The following is a 26,314-nucleotide window of genomic DNA, read 5'->3' on the forward strand; positions in this document are numbered from 1 at the left end:
GTCGGTCAGGGGGCGCGCTCGATGACCTGCCGTGCCTCGGCGGCGGCGGCGGCGAGCGCCTCCTGTGCCGTGACCTGGCCCTGCAGGGCAGCCTGGAGGTGCGGGCTCAGCGCGGCCATGACCTGGCGGGCGTTCGGCACCACCTCGCCAGGGCGAGCGTGCTCGAGTGCCGCCACGAACTGCGCGACGTCCTCGTCGTCGCTCGACACCTCGGCGTCGACGAGCACCGGGTAGGTGCCCGACGCCTGGTGCAGCGCGCTCGAGACCTCTGCCGATCCGATGTACTGCGCGACCGTGCCCGCAGCTTCGGGGTTCTCGCTGATCGAGGTCAGCGCGAGCACGCCCGGAGTGCCGAACGTCGCTTGCTCCTCGCCGGTGAGCGGTTCGCCGACCGCGACCGTCTCCTCGCCGAGCGCGGTCTGCATCTGGCGGACCTCGGCAAGCGTGACGGCGTAGCCCATGGCCGCACCGCCGGTGCCGAGCGGGCCGCCCTCGATCGCGTTCGCCTTCGTCGCGGCGTCGGCCGGCAGTCCGCCAGCCTCCTGCAGGTCCATCAGGAACTGCAGGGCGGCGACGCCCTCCTGGCTGTCGAACGCCACATCGGTGCCGTCCTCGGTGAAGACGGTACCGCCGGCCTGCCACAGCAGCGGGTAGAAGCTGAGGTTCAGCGTCATGTTCGGCGATCCCGAGTAGTCCATCACCGCGACGCCCTGCTCGGCGAGCACCGGCGCTGCCGCGAGCACGTCGTCCCACGTCGTCGGCAGCTCGATGCCCGCCTGCTCGAACAGCTCGGTGTTGTAGGCCGTGGTCGTCGAGGTCTGGTAGATCGGATAGCCGTAGACGCTGCCGTCGTAGGTGACGGCGTCGATCGTCTGGGGGTAGAAGGCATCGGGTTCGATCGCGTCGTCCAGGGGCTGCAGGCCGCCGGTCCCGTAGTAGTTGAGCGTCTGATCGGCGGTGAGCAGCACGAGGTCGGGCCCACGGCCGGAGGCGAGTGCCGTCGCGATCTTCTCGTCGCGGTTGTCCCACGGCTGCAGCTCGATCTCGAGGTCGATGGTGTCGTTCTCAGCCTCGAAGTCCTCCTCGACTCCGCTCCAGTACTCCTGGCTGGCCGTCTCGTCGGGGATGACGGGATACATCCACACCGTGACGGTCGACCGCTCGCCGCTCGCGCCTTCGCTGGCGCCGCCGCCGGTGCCGCCTCCGCCCGAGCAGGCGGTCAGCGCGAGGAGCGCGACGGTCGCTGCGGCCGGAAGAGCGATTCTCTTGTCCACATGGCCCTCCGAATGTTTCAACGGGAACGTCCGATTTCGGACTACGCCGAAACTATCCGGCGCGCCTGCCGCTGTCAATGCTCCATCCCGCCGAGCGCCAACGGCAGCGCCGTCGCGGCGCAGAGGACGGTGTCCAGCGAACGATGACGTCCGAAGCAGCGCACGTCATCACCCGCCTCACCGCTGCAGCGACAGGCAGGTCGGCTGTCGTCGCCGGGGTCACGTGTGTGAGCGGCAACGCCGGCACTCGGAGCGATGACGGCCTCACGAACCGCTTCCTCCGACCGGTAGGCGGCCGGTGCGCCGTGCTGGTCGCGCCGTATCGCAGACGACCGTCGGTGTCGTCGACGCTCGAAGTGGCACGATCGTCCCGTCCACCGGCACGGTGGTCGGCTGGGCGGGCACGCCGCTCCACATGGCGTTCGACGAGCCTGCCTCGTCGTGGGCGTCTCGCACCAGGGTGAAGACGCCGACCGCGCAGACGCGCCGCGTCGGCGCACCCTTCTTCGGCGGGGATCCGAATGCGGTGCCGCGCCACTGCCTCACGCAGCGCCTCGGCGCGATCCTCGAGTCGCGGCGTGCGATTGTCATCGCCACGGGCGCGGCGGAGGCCGCTGCCGCTAGGCAGATGGTCGAGGGCGCGATCTCAGCGCGCTGGCCGTGGACCGCGCTCCAGCTGCACGCGCTGGCGACGGTGCTCATCGATGAGTCGGTGGCTGCGGACTTCGCGCTCGCCGACGACTACCACGAGGCCTCACTGCACCAGGATGCCGTCGACGGAGTGTCGGCGGCCCGCCACGCGCGCACGGACGACGTCGTCGGCGGTTGCGGACGGCGGACCGAAATGCTGCGGATGCGGAGCACTCTCCCCGGCGGTGACGCTGATCGCTCAGGATCACCGCCAGGGAGCGGTGCAGCGCTCGTTGGGAACCAGGTGGCCGGTCAGCCTGCGGCGCACTGGCCGGTCAGCCTGCGGCGCACTGGCCGGTCAGCCTGCGGCGCACTGGCCGGTCAGCCTGCCTCGCACCCGGTTGTCGGCGAGCTGGGGCACCGAGGCGTTCCCGGAGCAGGCGATGCTGCCGCGCACGTCGTTGCCCTGCACCACGGCGGCTGACCCGCTGCCCCGGTCGAGCCAGAGCGTGCCGCGGATCTCGTTGCCCGAGAGCCTGGTGGCGCCGGCGGTCCTCGACAGCGATACCTCCCCGCGAACCGAGGTGCCGGTGATCGACACCAGGTCGGCTCCGGTCGCCTGGATCCCGCCGCGCACCTCGCTGTCGGTCACGACCACCGAGGCGCCCGTCGACACGGAGATGCCGCCGCGCACATCCGCGTCCGCCACGCACGTGACGCCGCTTCGCAGGGTCAGGATGCCACGCTGGTCGCCGGTCACGGTGCGGTCGCAGACGAGGTCGGTGACCTCGTAGTCGGTGCGCACGATGCTGCCGGTCAGCGGTCTCACGACCTCGAGCGCAGCACTGCCGACGGGCGCGTCGAGCGGCACGGGCATGCTCGCCCTGGCGACACCCGAGGCGTCGGCCCGCAGCTCCCCCAGCGGTGTCGCGTCGGGCCTGCTCCACAGCTCGACCGGCTCGTCAGCGCCGAGTCCGGAGATCTCGACGGTCAGCTGCCCGCCCCGCACGGCATCCGAGACCGCGACGTCGACCGCCGGTCTGGCGTCCGGCTGCCACGCCCATGCCTGCGTGTCGCGGGCGACGTAGGCGAAGCCGTCCGACGCCATGAGCGAGAGCCCCCACGGCCGGAAGACGCGGGCGCGTTCGAGCGTGTCAGGGTCGATGCGCCAGATGGAGCCCTGTGCGCCCACGTAGACCTGGTCGTCGTATGGATCGACCCAGAGGTTGGATGCGACCCAGATGTACTCGACGGAGTCCCAGTCGTACGGTGCGTAGCGCTCGCTCGCCGTGACCGCCTGCGCCTCCACGTCCACGCGGAAGACCATCGTGGGGCTGGCGATCCACAGCTGGCCCGCCTTGTCGAAGGCGAGCTGGCCAAAGGCGTGCTCGCCGGCCTGCGGCTCGATCATCCACAGCATCGCGCGCTGCTCGATGTCGTAGGCGAACAGCACCGCGTCGCGGTCGGTCGGCCGAGGCGCGCCGGAGCCGCCGAAGACCGAGGTCGTGCCATAGAGCACGCCGTCCCGGTAGGCGAGGCCGACGACGGAGTGCCCTCCGGCGACCTCCTCCGTCCAGTGCTCGCCGGTGGTGGTGTCGAGCAGCGCGAGCAGGCCGCCGGTGGCGCCGTTCTGCGGCACCGTCCCGATGGCGAGATGGCGCCCGGCCGACTCCATGGCCCACGGGCGCGACTGCCCCTGGTCGTACAGCGCGAGCTCGACGGACGGGTTGACGCCCTGCTGCACGGGCTGGCTCGGGTCGTAGCGCTGGATCTCGGCTCGCGGATAGGTGCCGAGGTACACGGCGCCATCGTGCGTCGCCAGACTCTCGGCCTGCGGTGACTCCGCGATCCGATGCATGGTGTCGGTCGCGGGATCGTAGGCGGCCAGATCGCCGCCGAGGTACGAGCTGAAGTAGATCCGCCCGTCGGGCCCCTCGGTCATCGAACGCGTGTTCGCGGCCGCGCCGGCGACATCGGCGCCCAGCCGAGCCGAGCGGCCGGTGGCGGGCGAGTACAGCACGTAGCCCCCCTGGTAGTCGGAGCCGACGAGGGTCTCGCCCGGCCAGTCAGACTCGCCGAGCTCGAGGAATCCGAATGCCCGCATGTCTCCGATGCCCGTGAACCCCGTCGCCTCCCAGGTGCGTGACGCCAGGTCGTAGCGGTGCAGCGTGCGGTCCTTGACGAAGTACACGCTGGTACCGTCAGCGGCCACCTCCGACATGCGCAGCCCGTGCACGCCGGGGATCGTCTCGACATAGGTGCCCGCGGCGATGTCGTAGACGTGAAGCGGCTGCGGGCTGCCGCTCGTCGAGACGCGCACGAACAGCAGCCCGGCCCGCAGATCCAGGTCGTAGACCGACTGCTGGCCAGCGACGTCAGGCAGCGGCAGCTCGGTGCGCTCGCCGGTCGCGATGTCGATCGCGTGCAACGACGGGGCGGGCGACGTGCCGACGTAGATCGTGCCGTTGCCGGCGGCGACGGCACGCACGAGCACGGGTACCTGCGCGCTGCCGAAGGCCCCGTAGTCGCGTGTCACCCCGGTACGGGGGTCGTAGCTGAAGATGTGTCCGCCGATCTGCCCGGTGCCGCCGTAGATCACGCCGTCCTCGTCATGGGTGATCGACCAGATGAAGTTCTCGCCCGGCACCATGACGCCCAGGTCCTCGACGCTGTTCGTCGCGAGCACATAGCGGAAGAGGCGGCCGCTGCCATACGTGCCGATGGCGATGTCGCCGTTCGGCAGGGCGTCGACCGCCCATGCGCCGCTGGCGTTGGGCAGGGGGAACCGCTCGATCGATTCGCCGGTGCGGACGTCTGTGATGCTGAGCACCGCCTCGTTGCCCGAGGAGACCCAGTAGAGGCGGGGCTCGCCGTCCGGCCCCGGCGCCGTGGTCGAGCCCGGCGCGACCACCGCGTTGAGCGGGATGGGCGGAAGCGGGTCGACCACCTGCGCGGCCTGTGCGGCTGCGGGCTGCGCGACGAGCAGGAGGGACGCGGCCATCGCGAGTGCGAGGACGATCGCTCGCCCCTTCGCCATGACGGTGGATGTGGTGTGCTGCATGGCCCAGGACCTTTCGTGGGAGAGCGTTGCGTGCACAGTAACGGTCCGGGCCGAAAACCGAAAGAGTTCATCGTGTCGGGGTCGCTCATGCGCCGCCGCTTGCGCGATCGCAGCCCGGCCCGGTATGGAGCGTGGCGGACGCTCGGCACCACAGGTGGCCTGTGTCCCGCACGGGTGATGGTCGGGCGCGCGACAGGGTCGCGGCGGCGGGGGATCCGATGGCAGACGACGACACGCTCTTGAAGGCGGAACAGGATGCGCTCGAGCGGCGCACGCAGGAGCTGCGGGAGCAGGGCAAGCGCAGGGCGCACCGAAGGAGAACGAGCGGCGCGGTGATCGTCGCGTTGGCCGAAGCCGCCGTTCAGGCGATCGCCATGCGCGAACGGGAATGCGCATCGCCCAGCAGCGTTGTCTAAACTTGAGTCGGGCACACTCAAGTCCGACACGACGACTTCAGGGAGACGCACATGGCCGCGATCTACGGGCCGACCTACGGGTTCGGCGGCGACGGGTCCTTCGATGACTTCATCGCGCGGATCCTGCAAGGACAGCGCGTCCCGGCGCAGCGCTCGATCGACCTCTCGCGCCTCGTCTCGCGGCGCATGAGCTCGGTCATGGCGAGCGCCGTCGAGTACGCGCGCGAGCACCGCCACGCCGAGGTCGATGCGCTGCACCTGCTGCACGCGCTCCTCGAGCTGCCGCAGGTCGGCGCGACCGTCGCGGGCGTCGGCGTCGACACGGATGCGCTGCGCACGACGGTCGAGGAGCGGATGCCGGCCGACGGGGATCGTGAGACGCCCACTCCGCCGTCGCTCACCGCATCCGCCCAACGCGCACTGCGCGACGCCTACCAGATCGCGCGCGCCAACGGCTCGAGCTACATCGACCCCGAGCACCTCTTCTTCGCCTTCATCGTCGCGGGCGACAGCGCCGTCGGCGCGCTCCTGCAGGAGGCGGGCATCACGCCCGATGCGCTGCAGCGCGCCGCCGCGCAGGCGCAGCGCGACGCGATCGAGGCGCAGCAGGCGCGGCCGTCGAAGGCGGTCGACCCGAGCTCGACCACGCCGACGCTCGACGAGTTCGGCACCGACCTCACGGAGCGCGCCCGCGCGGGCGAGCTCGACCCCGTGATCGGTCGCGCCGACGAGATCGAGCAGACGATCGAGATCCTCTCGCGCCGCACGAAGAACAACCCCGTGCTCATCGGCGAGGCGGGCGTCGGCAAGACGGCGATCGTCGAGGGGCTCGCGCGCGCGATCGTCGAGGGCGAGACCGAGGCCGGCACCGTGCCGAAGTCGCTGCTCGGCAAGCGCGTCGTCGCGCTCGACATGACCGCGATGGTCGCCGGCACGCGCTACCGCGGCGACTTCGAGGAGCGCATCACGAAGGCGATGGAGGAGATCAGCGCGCACAAGGACGAGCTCATCGTCTTCATCGACGAGCTGCACTCGATCCTCGGCGCGGGCGGCGGCGGTGAGGGCGGCATGGACGCCGCGAACATCCTGAAGCCCCGCCTCGCGCGCGGCGAGCTGCACATGATCGGCGCGACGACCCTCGCGGAGTTCCGCCGCATCGAGAAGGACGCGGCGCTCACCCGCCGCTTCCAGCCCGTGCTCGTCGCCGAGCCGAGCGTCGAGGACGCCGTGCGGATCCTCGAGGGGCTCGCGCCCGCCTACGCGGAGCACCACCGCGTGACGTACACACCCGAGGCGATCCGCGCCGCGGTCGAGCTCTCGCACCGCTACATCAGCGACCGCTTCCTGCCCGACAAGGCGATCGACCTCATCGACCAGGCGGGCGCGCGGCTGCGGCTGCGGCTCGGCACGAAGGTCGACGTGGATGCGCTCGTCAAGGAGCGCGAGCACCTCGAGGACGAGAAGCGGCAGGCCGTCGAGGCCGAGGAGTTCGAGGAGGCGACCCGCATCCGCGACCGCATCGCGGCGATCCAGGCCGCGATCGACTCCGGCTCGGGCGAGGACGGCACGGTCGACGAGGAGGAGATCGCCGAGGTCGTCGCGCGAGCGACGGGCATCCCCGCGTCGCGGCTCACCGAGGGCGACCGCGAGCGGCTCGCCCGCCTCGAGCAGGAGCTGCACGAGCGGGTCGTCGGGCAGACGGATGCGGTGAGCGCGATCGCGAAGGCCGTCCGCCGGTCGCGCTCGGGGCTCGGCGACGCGTCGCGGCCCATCGGCTCGTTCCTCTTCCTCGGCCCCACGGGCGTCGGCAAGACCGAGCTCGCGAAGGCGCTCGCGTCGAGCCTGTTCGGCTCGGAGGGCGCGCTCGTGCGCTTCGACATGTCGGAGTTCGGCGAGCGGCACACGGTCGCGCGCCTCATCGGCGCCCCTCCCGGGTACGTCGGCTACGACGAGGCGGGCCAGCTCACCGAGAAGGTGCGGCGCCAGCCCTACTCGGTCGTGCTGCTCGACGAGATCGAGAAGGCGCATCCGGATGTCTTCAACCTGCTGCTGCAGGTGCTCGAGGACGGCCGGCTCACCGACGGCCAGGGTCGCACGGTCGACTTCCGCAACACGGTCGTCATCATGACCTCCAACCTCGGCAGCGAGTTCCTCGCGTCGAAGGCCGGCCCGATCGGCTTCCAGGCCGGCGACGGCACGGGTTCGAGCGACGAGCTGCGCGCGAAGGTCATGGGCAAGCTGCGCGAGCAGATGCGGCCGGAGCTCATCAACCGCATCGACGAGATCGTGCTGTTCCAGAAGCTCGAGCCGGAGGAGCTGCGGCAGATCGTGACGCTGCTGCTCGATCGCGTGCGCGAGCGGCTCGCGGCGCAGGAGCTCGAGCTCGAGGTGACGGATGCGGCCCTCGGCTGGCTCGCGGAGCACGGGTACGAGCCCGAGTTCGGTGCGCGGCCGCTGCGCCGGCTCATCCAGCGCGAGGTCGAGGACCGCGTCGCCGACCTCATCGTCGGCGGCCTCGAGCGCGGCACGGTGCGGGTCGATGTCGAGGGCGACGGACTGGCGGTGACCGCGGACTGACCCGCACCGCGGGCCGCAGGGGGCTTGCCACCGGCGTGTCCCCCCGCCATGCTCTCCTGACACGAAGGAGGCGCCATGGCCGCTCTCTCCGCCCGGCTCGCCGCGGTGCTCGACGCGCTGCCGCTGCGCCCCGGCATGCGCGTGCTCGAGCTCGGCTGCGGCCCCGGCGCGCTCGCGCGCGCGATCGCGGAGCGCGTCGGGCCCGAGGGCTTCGTGCTCGGCGTCGACCGCTCGATGATGGCGGTGCAGGCGGCCGAGCGGCAGTCCGACGCCGGCAACCTCAAGTTCCGGGTCGTGAACGCGGAGGGCTTCCACCTCAAGGCGGGGGAGGAGCCGTTCGATCTCGTCGTCGCGATCCGCGTCGGCGCGCTCGACGGGCGCCACCCCGAGCTCGAAGCCGCGGCGCTGGAGCGGCTCCGCGCGGCGACGGTGCCCGGCGCATCCCTCTTCATCGACCGCGGCGACCCGCTCGAGGAGATCGGGCTCCACAGCGAGCCCGCTCCGGCCGCGTGAGGCTTCGCGGCCGAGGTATCGTCGAGCCGAATCCGTCGGCGGGCCTCGGGAGCGCAGCATGAGCGATCGTGTCGCGGTGATCGGCGCGGGCGTCATCGGCCTCTCGATCGCCCACCAGCTCGCGGCCGAGGGACGCGACGTGACGGTGCTCGCCGATGCCGACCCGCTCGAGACGACCTCCGCGGTCGCCGGCGCCGTCTGGTTCCCCTACGCGGCAGAGCGCTCGGCGACGGTCGACGCGATGCTCGCCGTTACCCTCGAGCGCTTCCTCGCGATCGCTGCCGATCACCCGGCGGCGGGCATCGACCTCCGCTCCGGCGTCATCGTCGAGCGCTCGCCCGAGAGCGACCGCTCCTGGACCGCCTGGGTCGACGCGACCGAGGTCGACGCATCCGAGCTTCCCGTGTTCCGGCTGCCCGATGGCGTGACGAGCCTCCGCACCACCGTCCCGCTCGCGACGATGTCGCTCTACCTGCCGTGGCTGCGCGAGCGCTGCGTCGGGCTCGGCGTGCGGTTCGAGCGGCGCGCGATCGACGACGTGGATGCGCTCGCGCGCGCCTTCGACGTCGCCGTCGTCGCCGCGGGGGTGCGGTCGGGCTCGCTGCTCGGCGACGATGCGAGCGTCGTGCCGATCCGCGGGCAGGTCGTGCGGGTCGAGAACCCCGGGGTGACGGAGTTCGTGATCGACGACGAGGACCCCGCGGGGCTCACGTACGTGCTGCCGCGCCGCGACTGCCTCGTGCTCGGCGGCACGCACGAGGCCGGGGCGACGTCGCTCGAGCCCGACCCCGCGACGGAGGCGGCGATCCTCGAGCGCTGCGCGCGGCTCGTGCCCGCCGTCGCGGGGCAGCGGATCGTGTCGCGCGGCGTCGGCCTGAGGCCGGGCCGGGAGCGGCTCCGCATCGAGGATGTGCGCGGCCGCGCGCTGCGCACCATCGCGGCCTACGGCCACGGCGGCTCAGGCATGACGCTCTCGTGGGGTACCGCTGAGCGCGTCGCGGCGCTGCTCGCGTGAGCGCAGTTCGGCTCAGGGCTGCGGCGGTCTGCGCTATCCCTGCGCCGGCGGCGGGCCGTAGCCCCGATCCGGCTGCTGATGTCCGTACTGAGCCTGTCCGTACAGCTACTGTCCGTACAGCTGCTGTCCGTTCGGCTGCCCGGGCTGGGCGTAGCCGTGCCCGTACATCGCCCGGTAGACCGGGTCGTACTGCACGCCCGCCGGGTTGGACGGCAGGATGCACATGATGAGCGGCACGATGCCGAAGCCGACGATGCTCAGCAGCGCGAACGCGCCGTGGAAGTTCGCGTCCTGCAGCCGCCGCCACATGGCCGCGTAGGTCGGCAGCAGCAGCGCAAGCCCGACGACGAGCAGGAGGGCGAGCCAGCCGAGCATCGCGCCGAGCGGTCCCGCGACCTGGTCCGCGCTCGCGGTCACGCCGCGCTCCTGCAGCTCGATCGTGCGGACGATGAGCTGCACGTACGCGATCCAGAAGGGGATCTGCGCGACGAGCGAGACGAGGCCCGTGAACAGCATCGCCCACCAGAACTCGCTGCGGCTCGCACGGCCCGAGAAGTGCACGTAGCCCTGGAAGAAGCGCTTGAGCGCCTGGCCGAAGGAGGCGCCGTGCAGCGGCTGGCCGACCGGCGGGAGGCCCGCGGTGCGCGTGGTGGTGCTCGTCACGCAGCCATCATGGCGCACGAGGGCTGCCGTCGCGCCTACGGCGTGAGCCCTTGCCCGAGCACGGCCGCGGCGAGCGAGCGGTCGCCGCGCAGGCCGATGCCCGGTGCGTCGAGCGGGAGGCGGCCCCACGCGAGCAGCGCGAGCGACTTCGACGACCCGGCGATCGTGACCGCCTCGGCGCCCTCGGGCGCTCCCGCGAGCGCGAGGGATGCCCCCGCGCCCTCGGGTCGGAAGGCGATCGCCGCCGAGGGCGGCGCGACGCGCTCGAGGCGCACCTGCCGGGGATGCATGACGGTCACGACCTCGTGCAGGCAGTCGAGCCAGCGCTCCGGCGGCGCCGCGACGTCCTCGCCGATCGCGGCGCGCAGGTCCCAGAGGTGCACGAGCGTCTCGTGCGCCTGCCGGCGGTGCCAGAACCGCACGGTGCTGCCGGGCTGCGGCCCGGTGCGCTCGTCGCGCGGCCCCCCGTCGTCGAGGAGCGTCCACGCCGGCGCGGCGGGGTCGAGGTCGGCAAGCGTCTCGCGCAGCTCCGCCGCGCACTCGGCGTAGAGCGCGGGCGCGTCGAAGGGGCCGCGGCCGAGCGGGGTCTCCTGCTGTCGCCGCGCCTGGCCCGCGGCCCAGTGGTGGATGCGCGCGAGGTGGACGACGAGCTTCTCCACCGTCCACCGGCCGAGCCACGGCACCGGCGTCGCGGGATCCGCGCGCCGCGCCGTCTCGAGGAACTGCCCCTGCAGGTCGGCGAGGGCGCTCACGTGGTCCATGGCCGCACGCTACGCCACCCAGCGCGCCTCGAGCGGCGAGAACGCTCAGTCGCGACCGGTGAACGTCGGGGTGCGCTTCTGCTGGAACGCCGCGAAGCCCTCGCGGTAATCGGCCGTCTGCGAGAGCGCCGCTTGCGCCGCGCTCTCGCCGCCCATCGACTGCCAGAGGCCCAGCCGCTCGTCGCGGAGGCCCCGGATGAGCTCCTTCGAGGCGATGTAGGCGAGCGTCGGTCCCTGCGCGGCGTGCGCGGCCGCCGCGCGCGTCGCCTCGAGCACGGCGTCGTCGGGGAAGACCTGCGAGAAGAGGCCCGCGGCGACCGCCTCGGTGCCGGTCATGAGCCGGCCGGAGTAGATGAGGTCGAGCGTGCGGTGCGCGCCGAGCCGCTCGAAGAGCAGCGCGTGCCCGCCCGAGTCGAGCGTCGCGCCGAGCGCCGCGAAAGGGCTGCCGACCTTCGTCGACTCGGCGACGTAGACGACGTCGGTCGCGACGAGGAGGCCGAGGCCGACGCCGAGCGCGGCGCCGTGCGCGGCCGCGAACGTGGGCGCGGGGAACGCCGACATCCGCTGCAGCAGCGGCTGCACCTGCCGGTGCAGGAACCCTTCGACGTCGTCGGTGCGCGGGTCGACGCCCGAGATGTCGCGGCCGGCGCAGAAGACCTTCCCCTCGCCGCGGAGGACGAGCGCTCGCACGCCCGCGCGCTCGGCCTCGGCGTACGCATCCGAGAGCTCCGAGAGCGCGGATGGGTCGAGGGCGTTGCGCTTCGCGGGCGCGTTCAGCACGACCTCGGCGATGTCGTCGGCGATGGTCAGCTCGATCATGTGGCGATCCTCCCCGGTCACACGTCGTAGTCGACCACGACGCGGGCGGTATCCGGCTGCGGGTGCGACTGGCACGTGAGCACGTAGCCGCGCTCGAGCTCGTCCGGCTCGAGCGCGTAGTTCTCCGTCATCTGCACGCTGCCCGAGACGACCTTCGCGCGGCACGTGCCGCACACGCCGCCCGCGCACGCGAACGGCACGTCGGGTCGCACGCGCAGCGCCGCGTTGAGGATCGACTCGCGCGCGGCGATCGGGCTCTCCACTTGCGTCGACTGCCCGTCGAGCGTGAAGTCGAGCGTCCACGTCTGCTCGCCTGCCTCGACCTGCACGGGCCGGCCGCGGTCGCCGCCGGCGTCGTCCGGGCGACCGGTCGTGAAGAGCTCGAAGCGCACGTGCGCCGCATCGACCCCCTTCGCCTCGAGCACGTCGCGGCACAGCTGCACGAGCTCGAACGGCCCGCACAGGAACCACTCGTCGACGCTCTCGGGTCGGATGAGGTCGGTGAGGATGCGCTCGAGCCGCTCCTGGTCGATGCGGCCCGACATGAGCGGCGCCGCGCGCTGCTCGCGCGAGAGCACGTGGTGCAGCGCGAGCCGAGCGGGATAGCGATCCTTGAGGTCGGCGAGCTCCTCGATGAACATGACGTCGAGCGTCGACCGGTTCGAGAAGACGAGCGAGAACGTCGACGTCTCGGAGCGCGCGAGCACCTCGTGGGCGAGGGCCATCATCGGCGTGATGCCCGAGCCGGCCGCGATGCCGACGACGTGCGCGCCGTCGACGCGCTCGAGCGCCGAGGTGAACGTGCCCTGCGGCACCATGACGTCGACGCGATCGCCCGGGCGCAGCTCGCTGTTGGCCCAGGTCGAGAAGCGGCCGCCCAGGTCGCGCTTGATCGCCACCGCGATCGAGCCGGGGGTCGGCGGGCGGCAGATCGAGTACGAGCGGCGCAGCTCCTGCCCGTCGATCGTCTTGCGCAGCGCGAGGTGCTGGCCGGCGACGTAGCCGAAGTCGTCGTGCAGCGCGTCGGGCACCGCGAACGTCACCTCGACCGAGTCGGCGGTGAGCGGTCGCACCTCGGCGACCTCGAGCTCGTGGAAGCGGGCGCGCTTGCGCGAGGTCGACGAGCCCAGCCCCGTCGAGCCCAGGTTGATCGCCGCCACGTCAGTGCACCTTGAAGTGGTCGAAGGGCTCGAGGCACGCGAGGCACTCGAAGTGGCTCTTGCACGCGGTCGAGCCGAAGCGCGATACCTCGCGCGTGCGCAAGCTGCGGCAGCGCGGGCACTGCACCCCGAGCGAGAGCGGGATCGGGCCGGAGCGCTCGCCCGCGCGGTGCGTCGGCGGCGCGATGCCGTACTCCTCGAGCTTCGCCTTGCCGGCCTCGCTCATCCAGTCGGTGGTCCAGGCGGGGGAGAGCGTGAAGTCGACCCGCACGTCGCCGAAGCCCTCCGCGGTGAGCGAGAGCAGCACGTCGTCGCGCATCTGGTCGATCGCGGGGCAGCCGGAGTAGGTGGGCGTGAGGGTGACGACGATCGTGCCGCGCTCGAGTCGCACGTCGCGCAGCACGCCGAGGTCGTCGATCGTGAGCACGGGCACCTCGGGGTCGACGACGGCGGCCGCGACCTCGCGTGCGCGCTGGAGCTGAGGGCGGAGACCCTTTCGGGTCTCCGCCGCGACGCCAGCGCCGGGGCCCGTCTCGGGCCCCGGGTTCGGCTGCGTCGGCGGAAGCTTCGGAGCAGCCACGATCACCACGTCGCTCCCGGGTGGCGGCGGGCGAGCACCTGCATCTCGGCGAGGATCGGGCCGAGGTGCGTCGAGTGGTTGCCGAAGCGGCCGCCGCCCGAGGAGTGCCCGATCTTCGGGTTGACGTAGTCGCTCTCGGCGATCTCGGCTTCGGCGAGCACGGCGCTCCACACCTCGTCGAAGCCCGCGCGCAGGCTCGAGGGCAGCGGGGCGACGTCGCCGAGCCGCTCGTGCAGCTCGTCGTCGCGGAAGAGCTCATCGATGTAGGGCCACGTGTCGGTGAGCGCGACGAGCATCCGCGCGCGCGACTCCTCCGTGCCGCCCGCGAGCCGCAGCGTCCACTGCACCGCGTGGTCGCGGTGGTAGGCGACCTCCTTGACCGACTTCGCCGCGATCGCCGCGAGCGACGCGTCCGTCGACGCCGAGAGCGCGGTGTAGAGCTCCTGCATGTAGATCGCGGCGATGAGGCCGCGCGCGATCGTGTGGGCGAAGTCGCCGTTCGGCTGCTCGAAGAGCCACGCGCAGCGGAACTCGTGCTCGTCGCGCCAGTAGGCGAGGTCGTCCTCGGAGCGACCGGTCGCGGTGCCGGCGTAGTGCAGGAGGCTGCGGGCGTGGCCGAGCAGGTCGAGCGCGATGTTGCCGAGCGCCATGTCCTCCTCGAGCTCGGGGGCGCGCGAGATCCACCAGCCGAGGCGCTGGGAGAGGATGAGCGCGTCGTCGCCGAGCCGCATCGCGTACTCCGCGACGTCCGGGCTCGCCTGCGTGGACGCATCCGCCCCCGTCAGCTCGGCCGTGAGGTCGACGTCGTCGACGGAGACGTGCACGTCGGCCGCCTCGGCCTCGTGCAGGGCCGCGATCGACGCGGCATCGCGGCGCGTCGCCGGTGCGGCTTCGGGCGCCTTCGCGGATTCGGCGAGCTCCGCGTCGTTCAGCTGGGCGTTCACAGGTGCGGCACCTCCGCGCTCTTCTCGTAGTACTTCGCGTGGCGGTAGTTCTTGCCGGCGGGGCTCTCGAAGAACGCGCCCTTCATGTCGGGGTCGCTCGTCGTGATCGCGCTCGAGCGCACGACCCACACCGAGACGCCCTCGTTGCGGCGGGTGTAGAGGTCGCGCGCGTTGCGCAGCGCCATGTCGTCGTCGGGCGCGTGCAGCGAGCCGACGTGCACGTGGCTCAGGCCTCGGTTGGCGCGCACGAACACCTCGTACAGCGGCCAGCCCTCGCCTGCCACATCTCCGGGGGTGGACATCGTCGTCTCCTCGTTGCTCTCTCCATCGAACTTCCCCGAAGTCCGGGATTCCTCGGTCGAAGTCCCCGGTTCGGGGAAGTTCGACGCTTGGGTCGGGTCGGGTCGGGTCGGGTCAGGCGGCCTGGCGCTCGCGCGCGGCCTGCTTCTCGGCGTAGGCCGCGGCGGCCTCGCGCACCCACGCGCCCTCCTCGTGGGCGTCGCGGCGGTGCTGGATGCGCTGCGCGTTCGCCGGGCCGCGGCCCGCGAGCACCTCGTTGAACTCGGTCCAGTCGATCTCGGACATGTCCCACTGGCCCGACTCCTCGTTCCAGCGCAGGTTCGGGTCGGGCAGCGTGAGCCCGAGCACCTCGGCCTGCGGCACGAGCATGCCGACGAAGCGCTGGCGCAGCTCGTCGTTCGAGAAGCGCTTGATCTTCCACGCCATCGACTGCGCCGAGTTGGGCGACTCGTCGTCGGGCGGGCCGAACATCATGAGCGACGGCCAGTACCAGCGGTTCACGGCGTCCTGCGCCATCTGGTGCTGCTCGGGCGTGCCCTGGCTCAGCTCGAGCAGGATCTCGAAGCCCTGCCGCTGGTGGAACGACTCCTCCTTGCAGATGCGCACCATCGCGCGGCCGTAGGGGCCGTAGGAGGCGCGGCACAGCGGCACCTGGTTGCAGATCGCGGCGCCGTCGACGAGCCAGCCGATCGCGCCCATGTCGGCCCACGTCGGCGTCGGGTAGTTGAAGATCGAGGAGTAGCGGGCGCGCGAGGTGATGAGCTGCTCGGTCATCTCGTCTCGGCTGATGCCGAGCGTCTGCGCGGCGGAGTAGAGGTAGAGCCCGTGCCCGGCCTCGTCCTGCACCTTCGCCATCAGGATGGCCTTGCGCTTGAGGCTCGGCGCGCGCGAGATCCAGTTGCCCTCGGGCTGCATGCCGATGATCTCGGAGTGCGCGTGCTGCGATATCTGGCGGATGAGCGTCTTGCGGTACGCCTCGGGCATCCAGTCGCGCGGCTCGATGCGCTGATCGGCCTCGATGATCGCGTCGAAGCGAGCCTGCAGCTCGGCGACGTCGTCGCCGTCGGGGTGCAGGGCGGATGCGTCGGGTGCGGTGAGCGTCATCGTCGACTCCGTCTCGTCAGTGCTTGATCCCGGCCGGTCGGATCCGAATTAATGACCGAACGTTCAGTAAGTATAGACTCGGGTGCGGCGGACCTGCAACGGTGCGCCCGACAGTGCCGGACGACGCAACGGAGCGCGCATGCTGGAGACGCGGAACCCCGAGATCACGCGGGACGAGACGTGGCTCGCCACGATCATGGCCGAGACCGATCGCGCCAAGGAGGCGTTCGGCATCGAGATCGTCGAGCTCGAGCGCGGCCGCGCGGTGCTGACGATGGAGGTCACCGACGCGATGGTGAACGGCTTCGGCATCACCCACGGCGGGCTCGTCTTCACGCTCGCCGACACCGCCTTCGCCTACGCGTGCAACGAGGACGCGACGGTCACGGTCGCCTCGGGCGCCGACATCACGTTCGCGAAGGCGACGCACGCGGGCCAGACTCTCACCGCGACCGCCGAGCGCCGCTGGCGCTCCGGCCGCAACGGCCTCTACGACGTCTCGATCGTCGACGAGACCGGCGAGACGGTCGCGGAGTTCCGCGGCCGATCGTTCGGCACCTCCCGACCGCACGAGAACAGGAGCAACGATGCTCAGCCAGACCACCGCATCCGCCGACCTCCGCGACGCGGGCGAGCGCCTCTCGCTCGACGAGCTGCGTGCCCTGCAGCTCGAGCGGCTGCAGCACACCGTGCGCCATGCGTACGCGAACGTGCCGACGTACCGGCGGAAGCTCGATGCGGCCGGCGTGACGCCCGACGACATCCGCTCGCTCGACGACCTCCAGCGGCTGCCCTTCACGACGAAGGAGGACCTGCGCGAGTCCTACCCGTTCGGCATGTTCGCGGTGCCGATGGAGCGCGTCGCACGCATCCACGCATCCTCCGGCACGACCGGCCGGCCGACCGTGGTCGGCTACACCAAGGAGGACCTCGACAACTGGGCCGATGTCGTCGCGCGCTCGCTGCGCGCTGCGGGGGTGCGGCCGGGCATGAAGGTGCACAACGCCTACGGCTACGGCCTGTTCACCGGCGGCCAGGGCGCGCACGGGGGCATCGAGCGGCTCGGCGCGACCGTCATCCCCGTCTCGGGCGGGCAGACGACGCGGCAAGTGCAGCTCATCCGCGACTTCGAGCCCGACGCGATCATGTGCACGCCGTCGTACCTGCTGACGATCGCCGATGCGTTCGAGGACGCCGGCTTCGACCCGCGCGGCACGTCGCTCAAGGTCGCGATCTGCGGCGCCGAGCCGTGGACGAACGAGATGCGGCACGAGCTCGAGCAGCGCATGGGCATCGATGCGGTCGACATCTACGGGCTCTCGGAGGTCATGGGCCCGGGGGTCGGCAGCGAGTTCGCCTCGACCAAGGACGGGCCCACGATCTGGGAGGACCACTTCCTGCCCGAGATCATCGACGGCGAGACGGGCGAGCCGCTGCCCGACGGCGAGGTGGGCGAGCTGGTCTTCACGTCGCTGACGAAGGCGGCGTTCCCGGTGGTGCGCTACCGCACGCGCGATCTCACGCGGCTGCTGCCGGGCTCGGCGCAGCCGACCATGCGGCGGATCGAGAAGATCACCGGGCGCAACGACGACATGATCATCCTGCGCGGCGTGAACCTCTTCCCCACGCAGATCGAGGAGCTCGTGCTCGCGATCGAGCACCTCACGCCGCACTTCATCCTCGAGCTCACGCGCTCGGGCCGCATGGACGACCTCACGGTCAAGATCGAGCCGACGCCGCACGTGCCGCACGAGGTGTCGGAGGCGGCTGCGCACATCCTGCGGGTGCGCATCAAGGAGCAGATCGGCACCTCAGTGCGCGTGCAGATCGTGCCGTGCGGCTCGCTGCCGCGCTCGGAGGGAAAGTACAAGCGCGTCTACGACTTGCGCGGTGGAGCTGCTGAAGAGGCTGGGAGACTGGTGAGATGACGACCGCCACCGAGCCCGCCCGCCGCGGCCGCCCCGGCTACGACCGCGACTCGATGCTCGAGGTCGTCGTCGAGGTCTTCAACGAGCGCGGCTACGACGCGGCGTCGCTCGGCTCGATCGCCGACAAGCTCGGGCTCTCGAAGTCGGCGATCTACCACCACTTCGCGTCGAAGGAGCAGATGCTCGAGGTCGCGCTCGGGCGGGCGCTCGACGCGCTCGAGGCCGTCTTCGAGTCCCCGGGGGCGACGACGGGGCCGGTCGTCAGCCGCATCCGTCACGTCGTCCGCGGCGCGGTGCTCGTGCTGTGCGAGGAGATGCCGTTCGTGACGCTGCTGCTGCGGCTGCGCGGCAACACGCCCATCGAGCTCGAGGCGATGCGCCGCCGGCGCGAGTTCGACCGGAAGCTCCGCGCGCTGTTCGAGCTCTCGCGCGACGAGGGCACCCTGCGCGCCGACATGGATCCGCGGATCGCTGAGCGGCTCACGTTCGGCATGGTCAACTCGATCGTCGAGTGGTACCGCCCTGACGGGACGATCACGCCCGAGCAGCTCGCCGACTCGGTGCTCGAGCTCGTGCGCACGGGCCTGCACGACCCGGCTTCGCTCTAGCAAGCGCCTCGATAAGTTTATCAAGGCGCTCACCGCTCGGTAAATTTATCGCCCACCGCGCAAGACCCGAGCGCGGCGACGGGAGCTCGAGTCCGCGCGTTCGCGCTCAGCGGAATTCGTTACCAAACCGTGATCTTCGCGTAGTGTCGTCACCCTGAACCGCGAAGGGCAGCCGTCGTGTCCGCCCCGAGAGCCCTCGCGCCATCGAATCCAATTGCACCGGTCGGGCGGTCGCGCGCCCTGAGCGCCGCGAGGCGGGACCGCGGAGTTCATCGTGACCAAGCAGCACACCACCACTCGCGCGCGCCGTTCGAAGCGAGCCATCGGCGGGATCGTCGCCACCGGCATCGCGACCGTCGCGGGCGCCGTCCTCGTGCCGACCGCGGCGAACGCGGCATCCGACTCCACGTGGGACGCGCTCGCGCAGTGCGAGTCGGGCGGCAACTGGGCCATCGACACGGGCAACGGCTACTACGGCGGCCTGCAGTTCTCGCTCTCGACCTGGCAGGCCTACGGCGGCACGGGCAACCCTGCCGACGCGTCGCGCGCGGAGCAGATCCGCGTCGCCGAGAACACCCTCGCCGGGCAGGGCTGGGGCGCGTGGCCGACGTGCTCGGCACGCATCGGCGCGAGCGGCGCGGCCGAGCCGCGCGCGGCCGCCCCGCAGCCCGCGCAGCAGGCCCAGCCCGCGCGGCAGGCCGCTCCCGCCCAGGCGCCCGCCCAGCAGGCGCCGTCCGCGCAGCCCGCGCAGGCTGCGCCCGCCGCCCTGCAGCTCCCCGACGTGCAGCCGGGCGACGACACCTACGAGGTCGTGCCGGGCGACACGCTCTTCGAGATCGCCGAGGCGCAGGGCGTCGAGAGCGGCTGGCTCGGCATCTTCGCCGTCAACCAGGACGAGCTCTCGAACCCCGACCTCATCATGGCCGGCCAGCAGCTCGTGCTCCCCGCCGAGTAGCAGCGACGCGAGAGCGCCCCAGCACGCGACGTGCTGGGGCGCTCTCGCGACCGCGACCGATCAGGCCGAGGCGACCGGCGGGTTCGAGGCGTCCTCCTGCGTCTTCGCGACGTAGGTGAGCAGGTCGTACTGCGCGACGACCTCGTCGTCCTGGTTCGTGAGCACCGCATCCCACCGCACCTCGCCGTAGGGGTCGGTCTCGCGGGGCGTGATCTGCTTCGCCGTGAGCGTCACCCGCAGCGAGTCGCCGGGCGAGACCGGCGTCATGAAGCGCAGGTTGTCGAGACCGGTGTTGGCGAGCACCGGGCCCGGCGCCGGCTCGACGAACAGGCCCGCCGCGAACGACAGCAGCAGGTAGCCGTGCGCGACCCGGCCCGGGAAGAACGGGTTCGCCTCGGCGGCGGCCTGATCCATGTGCGCGTAGAACTTGTCGCCCGTGAACTCGGCGAAGTGCTCGATGTCCTCGAGCGAGATCTCGCGCCGTTCCGAGACGACCTGATCGCCGATCGCGAGATCGGCGAGCGACTTCCGGAACGGATGCGGTGCCTCCGTCGACGACGGAGCACCGGGGTGCCAGACGCCCGTGAGCGCCGTGAGCATGGTCGGCGAGCCCTGGATCGCGGTGCGCTGCATGTAGTGGAGCACCGAGCGGATGCCGCCGAGCTCCTCGCCGCCGCCAGCGCGACCGGGGCCGCCGTGCACGAGCATCGGCAGCGGCGAGCCGTGGCCGGTCGAGGCGCGCATGTCGTCGCGGTCGAGCAGCAGCACGCGGCCGTTGTGCGGCGCGATCCGTCGCGTGAGCTCGGCGACGAAGACCGGATCGTGCGAGGCGACGGAGGTGACGAGCGAGCCGCCGCCGCGCGCGACGATCTCGGCGGCCTGCTCGGGCGAGCCGTACTCGACGAGCGACGAGACGGGGCCGAACGCCTCGATCTCGTGCAGCGCATCCGCCTCGGCGTCGCGGAACGCGAGCAGCGTCGGCGCGACGAACGCGCCGCCCTCGGCGACGCCCCCAAGGACGGATGTCACCGTGCCGTCGGCGAGTCGCAGCTCGACGTCGCCGCCGACGACGATCTGCCCGCCGCCCTCGCGCAGCTTCATGACCTGCCCGAGCACTTCGTCGCGCTGCTCGATCGAGGCGAGCGGCCCCATCGTCACGCCCTCGGCGCGCGGGTCGCCGACGACCACCTTCGCGACGATCCGCTCGCGCACCGCGTCGGTCACCGCCTCCGTGAGCCCTGAGGGCACGAGCGCGCGGCGGATGGCCGTGCACTTCTGGCCCGCCTTCGACGTCATCTCGCTCACCAGGCCGCGCACGAACGCGTCGAACTCGGGGGTGCCGGGCTCGGCGTCCGGGCCGAGCACGGATGCGTTGATCGAGTCGGTCTCGACCGTGAAGCGCACGCCGCCCGTCTGCACGGCATCGTGGAGCCGCAGGCTCGCGGCCGTCGACGCGGAGCCGGTGAAGCTCACGGTGTCGCCGAGCCGCAAGTGGTCGAGGATGTCGCGCGCCGAGCCGGAGACGAGCTGGAGGCCGCCTGCCGGGAGGAGCCCCGACTCGACGAGGATCCGCACCATGTGCTCGGTCACGTAGCCCGTCGGGGTGGCGGGCTTGATGATCGTCGGCATCCCGGCGAGGAACGCCGGCGCGAGCTTCTCGAGCGCGCCCCAGACGGGGAAGTTGAACGCGTTGATCTGCACCGCAACGCCCGGAAGGGTCGTGCAGATGTGGCGGGCGAGGAAGGAGCCGTCCTTCGAGAGCTGCTCGACCGGCCCGTCGAGGTAGATCGTCGACTGCGGCATCTCGCGGCGGCCCTTCGACGAGTAGGTGAAGAGCACGCCGATGCCGCCGTCGATGTCGACCCACGAGTCCTGCTTCGTCGCGCCCGTGCGGCTCGAGAGCTCGTAGAGCTCGCCCTTCCGCTCGGTGAGCGCGAGCGCCATCTGCTTCAGCAGGATCGCCCGCTCGTGGAAGGTGAGCGGCGCGAGCGAGTGCTGGCCGACGGAGCGAGCGTGCTCGAGCGCGGCGGGCAGGTCGAGGCCGCTCGTCGAGACGCGCGCGACCTCCTCGCCGGTGGAGGCGTCGCGCACGACGGCGGCGCCCTCGTCGCTCGCGGGCTCCCACCAGGCGTCCTGCACGTAGCTCGGCAGCAGTCGGGTGCGGGTCATCGTGTCGGTCATCGTCGTCTCCATCACTCGTCGGGGTGCATGTGCGGAACGCCGGCCGGTCGCGCTCCGTCGAACTTCCCTCTCCGGCGGGCTCGGGCGCCGGAGAGCCTCGGTTTCGGGAAGTTCGACGGCATCGGGGGCGGGGGATCAGTCGTTCCAGTCGTAGAAGCCGCGGCCGCTCTTCTTGCCGAGCCGGCCCTCGGCGACCATGTCGCGCAGCAGCTGCGGCGGCGCGAAGCGGGGGCCCAGCTCGCGGTGCAGCTGCTCGGCGATGCCGAGGCGCACGTCGAGGCCGACGATGTCGGTCGTGCGCAGCGGCCCCACGGGGTGCTTGTAGCCGAGCTCCATCGCGAGGTCGATGTCGCCGGGGCTCGCGACGCCCTCCTCGACCATGCGGATCGCCTCGAGCCCGATCGCGACGCCGAGCCGGCTCGAGGCGAAGCCGGGCGCGTCGTGCACAGTCACGGGCGTCTTGCCGATCGCCTCGACCCACGCGCGGGCGTCGTTCGCGAGCGCGGGGTCGGTGCGCTGGCCCAGCACGATCTCGACGAGGGCGGATGCGGGCACCGGGTTGAAGAAGTGGAGGCCGAGGAAGCGCTCGGGGCGCGAGAGCGCCGCGGCGAGCCGGTCGATCGAGATCGACGACGTGTTGCTCGCGAGCGACGCGGACGGTGACACGACCGCCTCGACGCGTGCGAGCGCATCCGCCTTGAGCCCCTCGTCCTCGGGCACGGCCTCGATCACGAGGTCGCAGTCGACGAACGCGCTCGCGTCGAGCGCGACGCGCAAGCGCCCCTCGAGCTCGGCGAGCGGCTCGGCCCAGCCGCGCTCGACGCTCTTGCGCAGGCTCTGGGCGACGCGGTCCTGGGCGGCGCTCGCGGCGGCGGGGTCGCGCTCGACGACGACGACGCCGCTGCCGGCGAGCACGAAGGCGTGCGCGATGCCCGCCCCCATGCGGCCGCCGCCGAGCACGCCGACGCGCTCGGGGGCGCCGGCGCCGACCTGCGCGTCGGTGTCGTCGGCCTGCGGCCGCTCGTCGGGGGCGACCGCCTCGGTCACGTCGGTCATCGGGACTCCTTCATCGCTCGCTGCTCGCCGCGGCGCTCGAGGAACTCGGTCATGCGCCGCTGCTTCTCGGGGCTCTCGAACAGCACCGCCTGCTCGGCGAGCTCGATCTCGGGGTGCGCGCTCGCGGGCGCGATCAGCGCGCGCTTCGTCGCCTGCGTCGCGGCGGGGTCGAGCGCCGCGATGCGCTCGGCGAGCGATGCGGCGTGCTCGAGCGCCGCGTGCGACTCGACGACCGTGCTCACGAGCCCGGCGGCGAGCGCCTCGTCGGCGCCGAGGATGCGGCCCGTCAGCAGCATCTCGGCCGCGAGCGCGTCGCCGACGATCTCCTTGAGCCGCCACGTCGCGCCGGCGGCGGCGATGATGCCGAGCCCGGTCTCCGGGTTGCCGATCTTGAGGCTCGAGGTGCCGATGCGGATGTCCGCGGCGTAGGCGAGCTCGGCGCCGCCGCCGAGCGCGTAGCCGTCGAGCACGGCGATCACGGGCATCGGCAGGGCGCGGATGCGCTGGAAGCAGCGGGTGTTGATGCCCTTGAGCGCGTCGGTCGCGCGCCGCTCGCGCAGCTGCGCGATGTCGGCGCCGGCCGCGAACGTGCCCCCCGAGCCGGTGATCACGAGGGTGCGGCGCTCGACCTCGAGCCGCGCGCACAGCGCGTGGAGCGCATCCACCAGGTCCTGGTCGATCGCGTTGCGCTTCTCGGGCCGGTCGAGGGTCGCGAGCACGAAGGCACCGCGGTCCTCGACGCGCAGGGACTCGCTCATCGCTGCACCTCCCCGCCCGCGCCACCCGAGGGATCTTCAACCGGATAGCCGGTAGGGCGCGACAGATATCGGCTCGCCGCACCGGTCATCCGGTTGAAGATGGCTCGAGTCGCGGGCCCGCTCACGCGCGCTCCAGCAGGATCGAGGTGCCCTGGCCGACCCCGACGCACATCGTCGCGAGGCCGATCTCGGCCTGCTCGCGCTCCATGCGGCCGAGCAGCGTCACGATGAGGCGCGTGCCGGACGAGCCGAGCGCGTGGCCGAGCGCGATCGCGCCGCCGTCGGCGTTCACGATGGCGTCGTCGAGACCGAGCCGCCGGATGGTGCCGATCGACTGGGTCGCGAACGCCTCGTTGAGCTCGATCGCGCCGATGTCGTCGATCGCGTAGCCCGTGCGGGCGAGCAGCTTCTCGGTCGCGGGCACGGGGCCGAGGCCCATGATCTCGGGAGCGATGCCGGCGCTCGCGCCGCCCACGATGCGCGCGCGGGGCGCGAGCCCGAAGCGCTCGACCGCGGCTTCGCTCGCGACCACGATCGCCGAGGCGCCGTCGTTGAGCGACGAGCTGTTGCCGGCGGTGACGACCGAGCCGCCGCCCACGACGGGCCGCAGCGCGGCGAGCCGCTCGAGGCTCGTGTCGCGGCGAGGCTGCTCGTCGACCGTGACCTCGCCGCCGCGCGTCGGCACCGCGACGATCTCGGCCTCGAAGCGGCCCTCGTCGATCGCGGCGATCGCGCGCTGCTGGGAGCGCAGCGCGAACTCGTCGGCCTCCTCGCGCGTGATGCCGTCGACGCGCGCGACCTCCTCGGCCGTCTCGGGCATCGCGAAGGTCGCCTTGTCGCGCGCGACGAGCCTCGGGTTGGGGAACCGCCAGCCGATCGACGTGTCGTACGCCTCGCCCGGCTTCGCCCACGCGCGCTCGGGCTTCGCCTGCACCCACGGCGCGCGCGTCATCGACTCGACGCCGCCCGCGATGACGATGTCGGCGTCGCCGGCCTTCACCATCTGTGAGGCCATGATGACGGCCGACATGCCGGATGCGCACAAGCGGTTGACCGTGATGCCAGGGATGTCGTCGGGGAGACCGGCGAGCAGCACCGACATCCGGGCGACGTTGCGGTTGTCCTCGCCGGCCTGGTTCGCGCCGCCGAGGATGACCTCGTCGATCGCGTGGGCGGGGATGTCGGCTCGCGCGATCGCCTCGGCGACGACGAGCGCCGCGAGGTCGTCGGGCCGCACGCCCGCGAGCGCGCCACCGTAGCGGCCGACCGGGGTGCGGGCTCCGCCGATGAGGAAGGCCTCGGGCAATGGGGGCTCCTGACTCCGTCGTCGTGACACCGGATGCGGTCGTGAATTAGTGACCGATCGTTCAGGAATACCTTACGGGGCGGCTCGAGGCCCCGCAACATGCGTGCGTCGCGTCAGTGGCGCCGCGTGCGGCGCACGAGCTCGCCGGCGCCCCACGCCGTCACGATGACGGCGCCGCCGACCGCGAGGATCGTGGCGGCGGCGATCGCGAGGGCGGCGAGCGCGAGGTCGGCGGCGACGAACAGCAGGTCGAAGATCTCCATGCTCCGACGGTAGGAATCGGCGCGCATCCGCCGCGTCCGCCCGAGGTCGACGGATCGTCATCCTTCGGGATGATCCCGTCGGGAAGCGGCTGGGACTGCCGCCGACGCCGCCGCGTCGCCGTCAAGTTGGTCTTGACAGCAGCGATGCTCCACGAGATGGTGGACGAGTGGAGATCCGACCGTCGGCTCGCAAGCACGGGGTCGACGACGCGGACATCGAACACGCGTGGAGGAACGCGATTCGCCTGGTCGAGTACGACTACCAGGGTGAGGCCCGACTGCTGGCGATCGGCCCCGAGCTTGTCGCGCTCCCCGTGGAGGCGCCCGCACGCATCATCCATGCCGACAGGCTCCGGCCGAAGTTCTACGACTGCTTGAGATGAGGTGACCGGCGATGAGCACCCGAACCGACCCCGACCGATCCGGACTGAACGCGCTGGATCCGGACGAGACGACCGCCCGCGACGCCGTCCACTTCCGGCGGATCCTGGCCGCGCGTGCCAAGCTTGCCGCGGCCGAAGCCGAGCTGCGCGAAGCCGTCAGTGCCGCTCGCGAAGCCGGTGACTCCTGGACCATCATCGGTGCAGCGCTCGACACGAGTCGACAGGCTGCACAGCAGCGATTCGGGGGCTGAACGACCGCCAGGTGGCATGCTCGACCCATGCCGATCGAGCCCGACACGAAGGACTGGACCTGGGTGCTGCGCGAGCGGTGCCCCGAGTGCGGCTTCGACCCCGCGCTCGCCGAGCGGGGCGAGCTCGGCCCGCGCATCCGCGATGCCGCCGCCGCGATGCACGCGCGGCTGCACGGCGACGCCGTGACCGAGCGGCCCGACGACTCCACGTGGTCGCCGCTCGAGTACGCCGCGCACGTCCGCGACGTCTGCACCGTGATGCGCTCGCGGCTCGACCAGATGCTCACCGATGACGACCCCGAGTTCGCGAACTGGGATCAGGACCGGGTCGCGATCGACGGCGACTACGCGAGCCAGGAGCCCGAGCACGTCGCGGTCGAGCTCGACCTGGCGGCAGCGGAGCTCGCGAACGCGGCGGATGCGGTGCCCTCCGACGCGTGGGACCGCGCCGGCACGCGCTCCAACGGCTCGTCGTTCACCGTCGAGACGCTGCTCGTGTACGCCCTGCACGATCTGGAGCACCACGTGCAGGACGTGCAGCGCTGAGCGAGGAGCATCCGGGGCACGACGCCTCGGGGGAGAGCGCGATCGCGCTCGGAGTCGTCGCGGTCGCGTGCCTCGCGCTGCCGATGGTGGGCGACGTCGTCTCGCTGCTCGTGGCGCTCGCGGCGGTCGGCGTCGGCCTGCTCGGCATCCGGCGGCACGCGCGCGGCCGCGCGAAGCGCGTGTGGCCCGCGCTGCTCGGCACGATCGCCGGCGGCCTCGTCGCGCTCGTCGCGGCGGTGCTCCTCATCGCGTCGCTCTGACC

General features: G+C 72.0%; 26 protein-coding genes and 1 pseudogene. 11 read left to right on the plus strand and 16 right to left on the minus strand.

The genetic code is table 11. The features are described 5' to 3' along the window. Positions 1 to 5: 5 nt before the first annotated feature. Positions 6 to 1,274 carry an ABC transporter substrate-binding protein gene (locus JSQ78_RS09710; protein WP_211447259.1) on the minus strand — a complete coding sequence of 423 codons (1,269 nt, stop codon included), beginning with the start codon at positions 1,272 to 1,274 and terminating at the stop codon, positions 6 to 8. 988 nt (positions 1,275 to 2,262) lie between these two features. Continuing rightward, on the minus strand, positions 2,263 to 5,361 hold the full coding sequence (locus tag JSQ78_RS09715) for a ligand-binding sensor domain-containing protein (RefSeq protein ID WP_211447260.1): 3,099 nt from the start codon (positions 5,359 to 5,361) through the stop codon (positions 2,263 to 2,265). 71 nt (positions 5,362 to 5,432) lie between these two features. On the opposite strand from JSQ78_RS09715, the gene JSQ78_RS09720 reads away from it, so the two are divergent. The 3 genes from JSQ78_RS09720 to JSQ78_RS09730 all read left to right on the plus strand — a co-directional run bounded on the left by JSQ78_RS09720 (position 5,433) and on the right by JSQ78_RS09730 (position 9,486). Continuing rightward, positions 5,433 to 7,958: an ATP-dependent Clp protease ATP-binding subunit gene (locus tag JSQ78_RS09720; RefSeq protein ID WP_211447262.1), complete on the plus strand. Its 2,526-nt coding sequence runs from the start codon at positions 5,433 to 5,435 to the stop codon at positions 7,956 to 7,958. Positions 7,959 to 8,033: 75 nt separating this feature from the next. Continuing rightward, positions 8,034 to 8,471 (plus strand): methyltransferase domain-containing protein, encoded by a 438-nt coding sequence (locus JSQ78_RS09725; protein WP_021009520.1) that lies wholly within the window; start codon positions 8,034 to 8,036, stop codon positions 8,469 to 8,471. 58 nt (positions 8,472 to 8,529) lie between these two features. Beyond that, entirely contained in the window at positions 8,530 to 9,486 is a 957-nt protein-coding gene (locus tag JSQ78_RS09730) for an FAD-dependent oxidoreductase (protein WP_211447264.1), read from the plus strand. 105 nt (positions 9,487 to 9,591) lie between these two features. On the opposite strand, the gene JSQ78_RS09735 is transcribed toward JSQ78_RS09730, so the two are convergent. From JSQ78_RS09735 to JSQ78_RS13870, 9 genes are all read right to left on the minus strand, one after another. Then, the gene (locus JSQ78_RS09735) at positions 9,592 to 10,149 is read right to left on the minus strand and encodes a DUF805 domain-containing protein (protein WP_211447266.1); all 558 of its coding nucleotides are present in this window, start codon (positions 10,147 to 10,149) and stop codon (positions 9,592 to 9,594) included. Positions 10,150 to 10,184: 35 nt separating this feature from the next. Next, a complete protein-coding gene (locus tag JSQ78_RS09740; RefSeq protein ID WP_211447267.1) occupies positions 10,185 to 10,910 on the minus strand; it encodes a maleylpyruvate isomerase family mycothiol-dependent enzyme in 726 nt (241 codons plus the stop codon). A gap of 45 nt (positions 10,911 to 10,955) precedes the next feature. Beyond that, the gene (locus JSQ78_RS09745) at positions 10,956 to 11,729 is read right to left on the minus strand and encodes an enoyl-CoA hydratase/isomerase family protein (RefSeq protein WP_211447269.1); all 774 of its coding nucleotides are present in this window, start codon (positions 11,727 to 11,729) and stop codon (positions 10,956 to 10,958) included. Positions 11,730 to 11,746: 17 nt separating this feature from the next. Further along, positions 11,747 to 12,889 (minus strand): 1,2-phenylacetyl-CoA epoxidase subunit PaaE, encoded by a 1,143-nt coding sequence (gene paaE, locus JSQ78_RS09750; RefSeq protein ID WP_211447271.1) that lies wholly within the window; start codon positions 12,887 to 12,889, stop codon positions 11,747 to 11,749. 1 nt (position 12,890) lies between these two features. After that, positions 12,891 to 13,322: a 1,2-phenylacetyl-CoA epoxidase subunit PaaD gene (gene paaD, locus JSQ78_RS09755; RefSeq protein WP_249296033.1), complete on the minus strand. Its 432-nt coding sequence runs from the start codon at positions 13,320 to 13,322 to the stop codon at positions 12,891 to 12,893. 149 nt (positions 13,323 to 13,471) lie between these two features. Next, a complete protein-coding gene (paaC, locus tag JSQ78_RS09760; protein ID WP_502756148.1) occupies positions 13,472 to 14,326 on the minus strand; it encodes a 1,2-phenylacetyl-CoA epoxidase subunit PaaC in 855 nt (284 codons plus the stop codon). 83 nt (positions 14,327 to 14,409) lie between these two features. Next, complete coding sequence (gene paaB / locus JSQ78_RS09765) at positions 14,410 to 14,715, minus strand: 1,2-phenylacetyl-CoA epoxidase subunit PaaB (protein WP_026372880.1); 306 nt, start codon at positions 14,713 to 14,715, stop codon at positions 14,410 to 14,412. A gap of 112 nt (positions 14,716 to 14,827) precedes the next feature. Continuing rightward, entirely contained in the window at positions 14,828 to 15,817 is a 990-nt protein-coding gene (gene paaA, locus JSQ78_RS09770) for a 1,2-phenylacetyl-CoA epoxidase subunit PaaA (protein ID WP_211447273.1), read from the minus strand. A 63-nt stretch (positions 15,818 to 15,880) separates the two neighbouring features. Further along, positions 15,881 to 16,165 carry a hypothetical protein gene (locus JSQ78_RS13870; protein WP_249295613.1) on the minus strand — a complete coding sequence of 95 codons (285 nt, stop codon included), beginning with the start codon at positions 16,163 to 16,165 and terminating at the stop codon, positions 15,881 to 15,883. Here JSQ78_RS13870 and JSQ78_RS13875 point away from each other — a divergent pair. The 4 genes and pseudogenes from JSQ78_RS13875 to JSQ78_RS14030 all read left to right on the plus strand — a co-directional run. Next, positions 16,092 to 16,310: pseudogene (locus tag JSQ78_RS13875) on the plus strand (hotdog fold thioesterase); the annotation flags it as partial. The gene JSQ78_RS13870 and the pseudogene JSQ78_RS13875 sit on opposite strands and share 74 nt — an antisense overlap. Positions 16,311 to 16,404: 94 nt before the next feature. Further along, on the plus strand, positions 16,405 to 17,745 hold the full coding sequence (gene paaK, locus JSQ78_RS09780; RefSeq protein ID WP_211447274.1) for a phenylacetate--CoA ligase PaaK: 1,341 nt from the start codon (positions 16,405 to 16,407) through the stop codon (positions 17,743 to 17,745). After that, the gene (locus tag JSQ78_RS09785; RefSeq protein WP_211447275.1) at positions 17,742 to 18,353 is read left to right on the plus strand and encodes a TetR/AcrR family transcriptional regulator; all 612 of its coding nucleotides are present in this window, start codon (positions 17,742 to 17,744) and stop codon (positions 18,351 to 18,353) included. The genes paaK and JSQ78_RS09785 overlap by 4 nt, the downstream gene beginning before the upstream one ends. A 274-nt stretch (positions 18,354 to 18,627) precedes the next feature. Next, a complete protein-coding gene (locus JSQ78_RS14030; protein ID WP_283245018.1) occupies positions 18,628 to 19,308 on the plus strand; it encodes a LysM peptidoglycan-binding domain-containing protein in 681 nt (226 codons plus the stop codon). Between the two features lie 60 nt (positions 19,309 to 19,368). Here JSQ78_RS14030 and paaZ read toward each other — a convergent pair whose 3' ends face one another. The 5 genes from paaZ to JSQ78_RS09815 all read right to left on the minus strand — a co-directional run bounded on the left by paaZ (position 19,369) and on the right by JSQ78_RS09815 (position 24,872). After that, positions 19,369 to 21,489, minus strand: coding sequence for a phenylacetic acid degradation bifunctional protein PaaZ (gene paaZ / locus JSQ78_RS09795; RefSeq protein ID WP_249295614.1), 2,121 nt, complete (start codon positions 21,487 to 21,489; stop codon positions 19,369 to 19,371). Between the two features lie 135 nt (positions 21,490 to 21,624). Continuing rightward, on the minus strand, positions 21,625 to 22,545 hold the full coding sequence (locus JSQ78_RS09800) for a 3-hydroxyacyl-CoA dehydrogenase family protein (RefSeq protein WP_211447276.1): 921 nt from the start codon (positions 22,543 to 22,545) through the stop codon (positions 21,625 to 21,627). Further along, the gene (locus JSQ78_RS09805; RefSeq protein ID WP_211447278.1) at positions 22,542 to 23,303 is read right to left on the minus strand and encodes an enoyl-CoA hydratase/isomerase family protein; all 762 of its coding nucleotides are present in this window, start codon (positions 23,301 to 23,303) and stop codon (positions 22,542 to 22,544) included. Before JSQ78_RS09805 ends, JSQ78_RS09800 begins: the two co-directional genes overlap by 4 nt. Before the next feature lie 121 nt (positions 23,304 to 23,424). Further along, positions 23,425 to 24,609, minus strand: coding sequence for a thiolase family protein (locus tag JSQ78_RS09810; protein WP_211447279.1), 1,185 nt, complete (start codon positions 24,607 to 24,609; stop codon positions 23,425 to 23,427). Positions 24,610 to 24,722: 113 nt separating this feature from the next. Continuing rightward, positions 24,723 to 24,872 carry a hypothetical protein gene (locus JSQ78_RS09815; protein ID WP_021009582.1) on the minus strand — a complete coding sequence of 50 codons (150 nt, stop codon included), beginning with the start codon at positions 24,870 to 24,872 and terminating at the stop codon, positions 24,723 to 24,725. A 167-nt stretch (positions 24,873 to 25,039) separates the two neighbouring features. On the opposite strand from JSQ78_RS09815, the gene JSQ78_RS09820 reads away from it, so the two are divergent. The 4 genes from JSQ78_RS09820 (at position 25,040) to JSQ78_RS09835 (ending at position 26,312) form a co-directional block, all read left to right on the plus strand. After that, a complete protein-coding gene (locus tag JSQ78_RS09820; RefSeq protein ID WP_211447281.1) occupies positions 25,040 to 25,255 on the plus strand; it encodes a BrnT family toxin in 216 nt (71 codons plus the stop codon). An 11-nt stretch (positions 25,256 to 25,266) separates the two neighbouring features. Further along, positions 25,267 to 25,506: a hypothetical protein gene (locus tag JSQ78_RS09825; protein WP_211447283.1), complete on the plus strand. Its 240-nt coding sequence runs from the start codon at positions 25,267 to 25,269 to the stop codon at positions 25,504 to 25,506. Between the two features lie 27 nt (positions 25,507 to 25,533). Continuing rightward, the gene (locus tag JSQ78_RS09830; RefSeq protein ID WP_211447285.1) at positions 25,534 to 26,052 is read left to right on the plus strand and encodes a DinB family protein; all 519 of its coding nucleotides are present in this window, start codon (positions 25,534 to 25,536) and stop codon (positions 26,050 to 26,052) included. Positions 26,053 to 26,135: 83 nt separating this feature from the next. Next, a complete protein-coding gene (locus JSQ78_RS09835) occupies positions 26,136 to 26,312 on the plus strand; it encodes a hypothetical protein (RefSeq protein WP_211447287.1) in 177 nt (58 codons plus the stop codon). Positions 26,313 to 26,314 lie beyond the last annotated feature (2 nt).

This window comes from Agrococcus sp. Marseille-Q4369 (assembly GCF_018308945.1).
GTDB lineage: Bacteria > Actinomycetota > Actinomycetes > Actinomycetales > Microbacteriaceae > Agrococcus.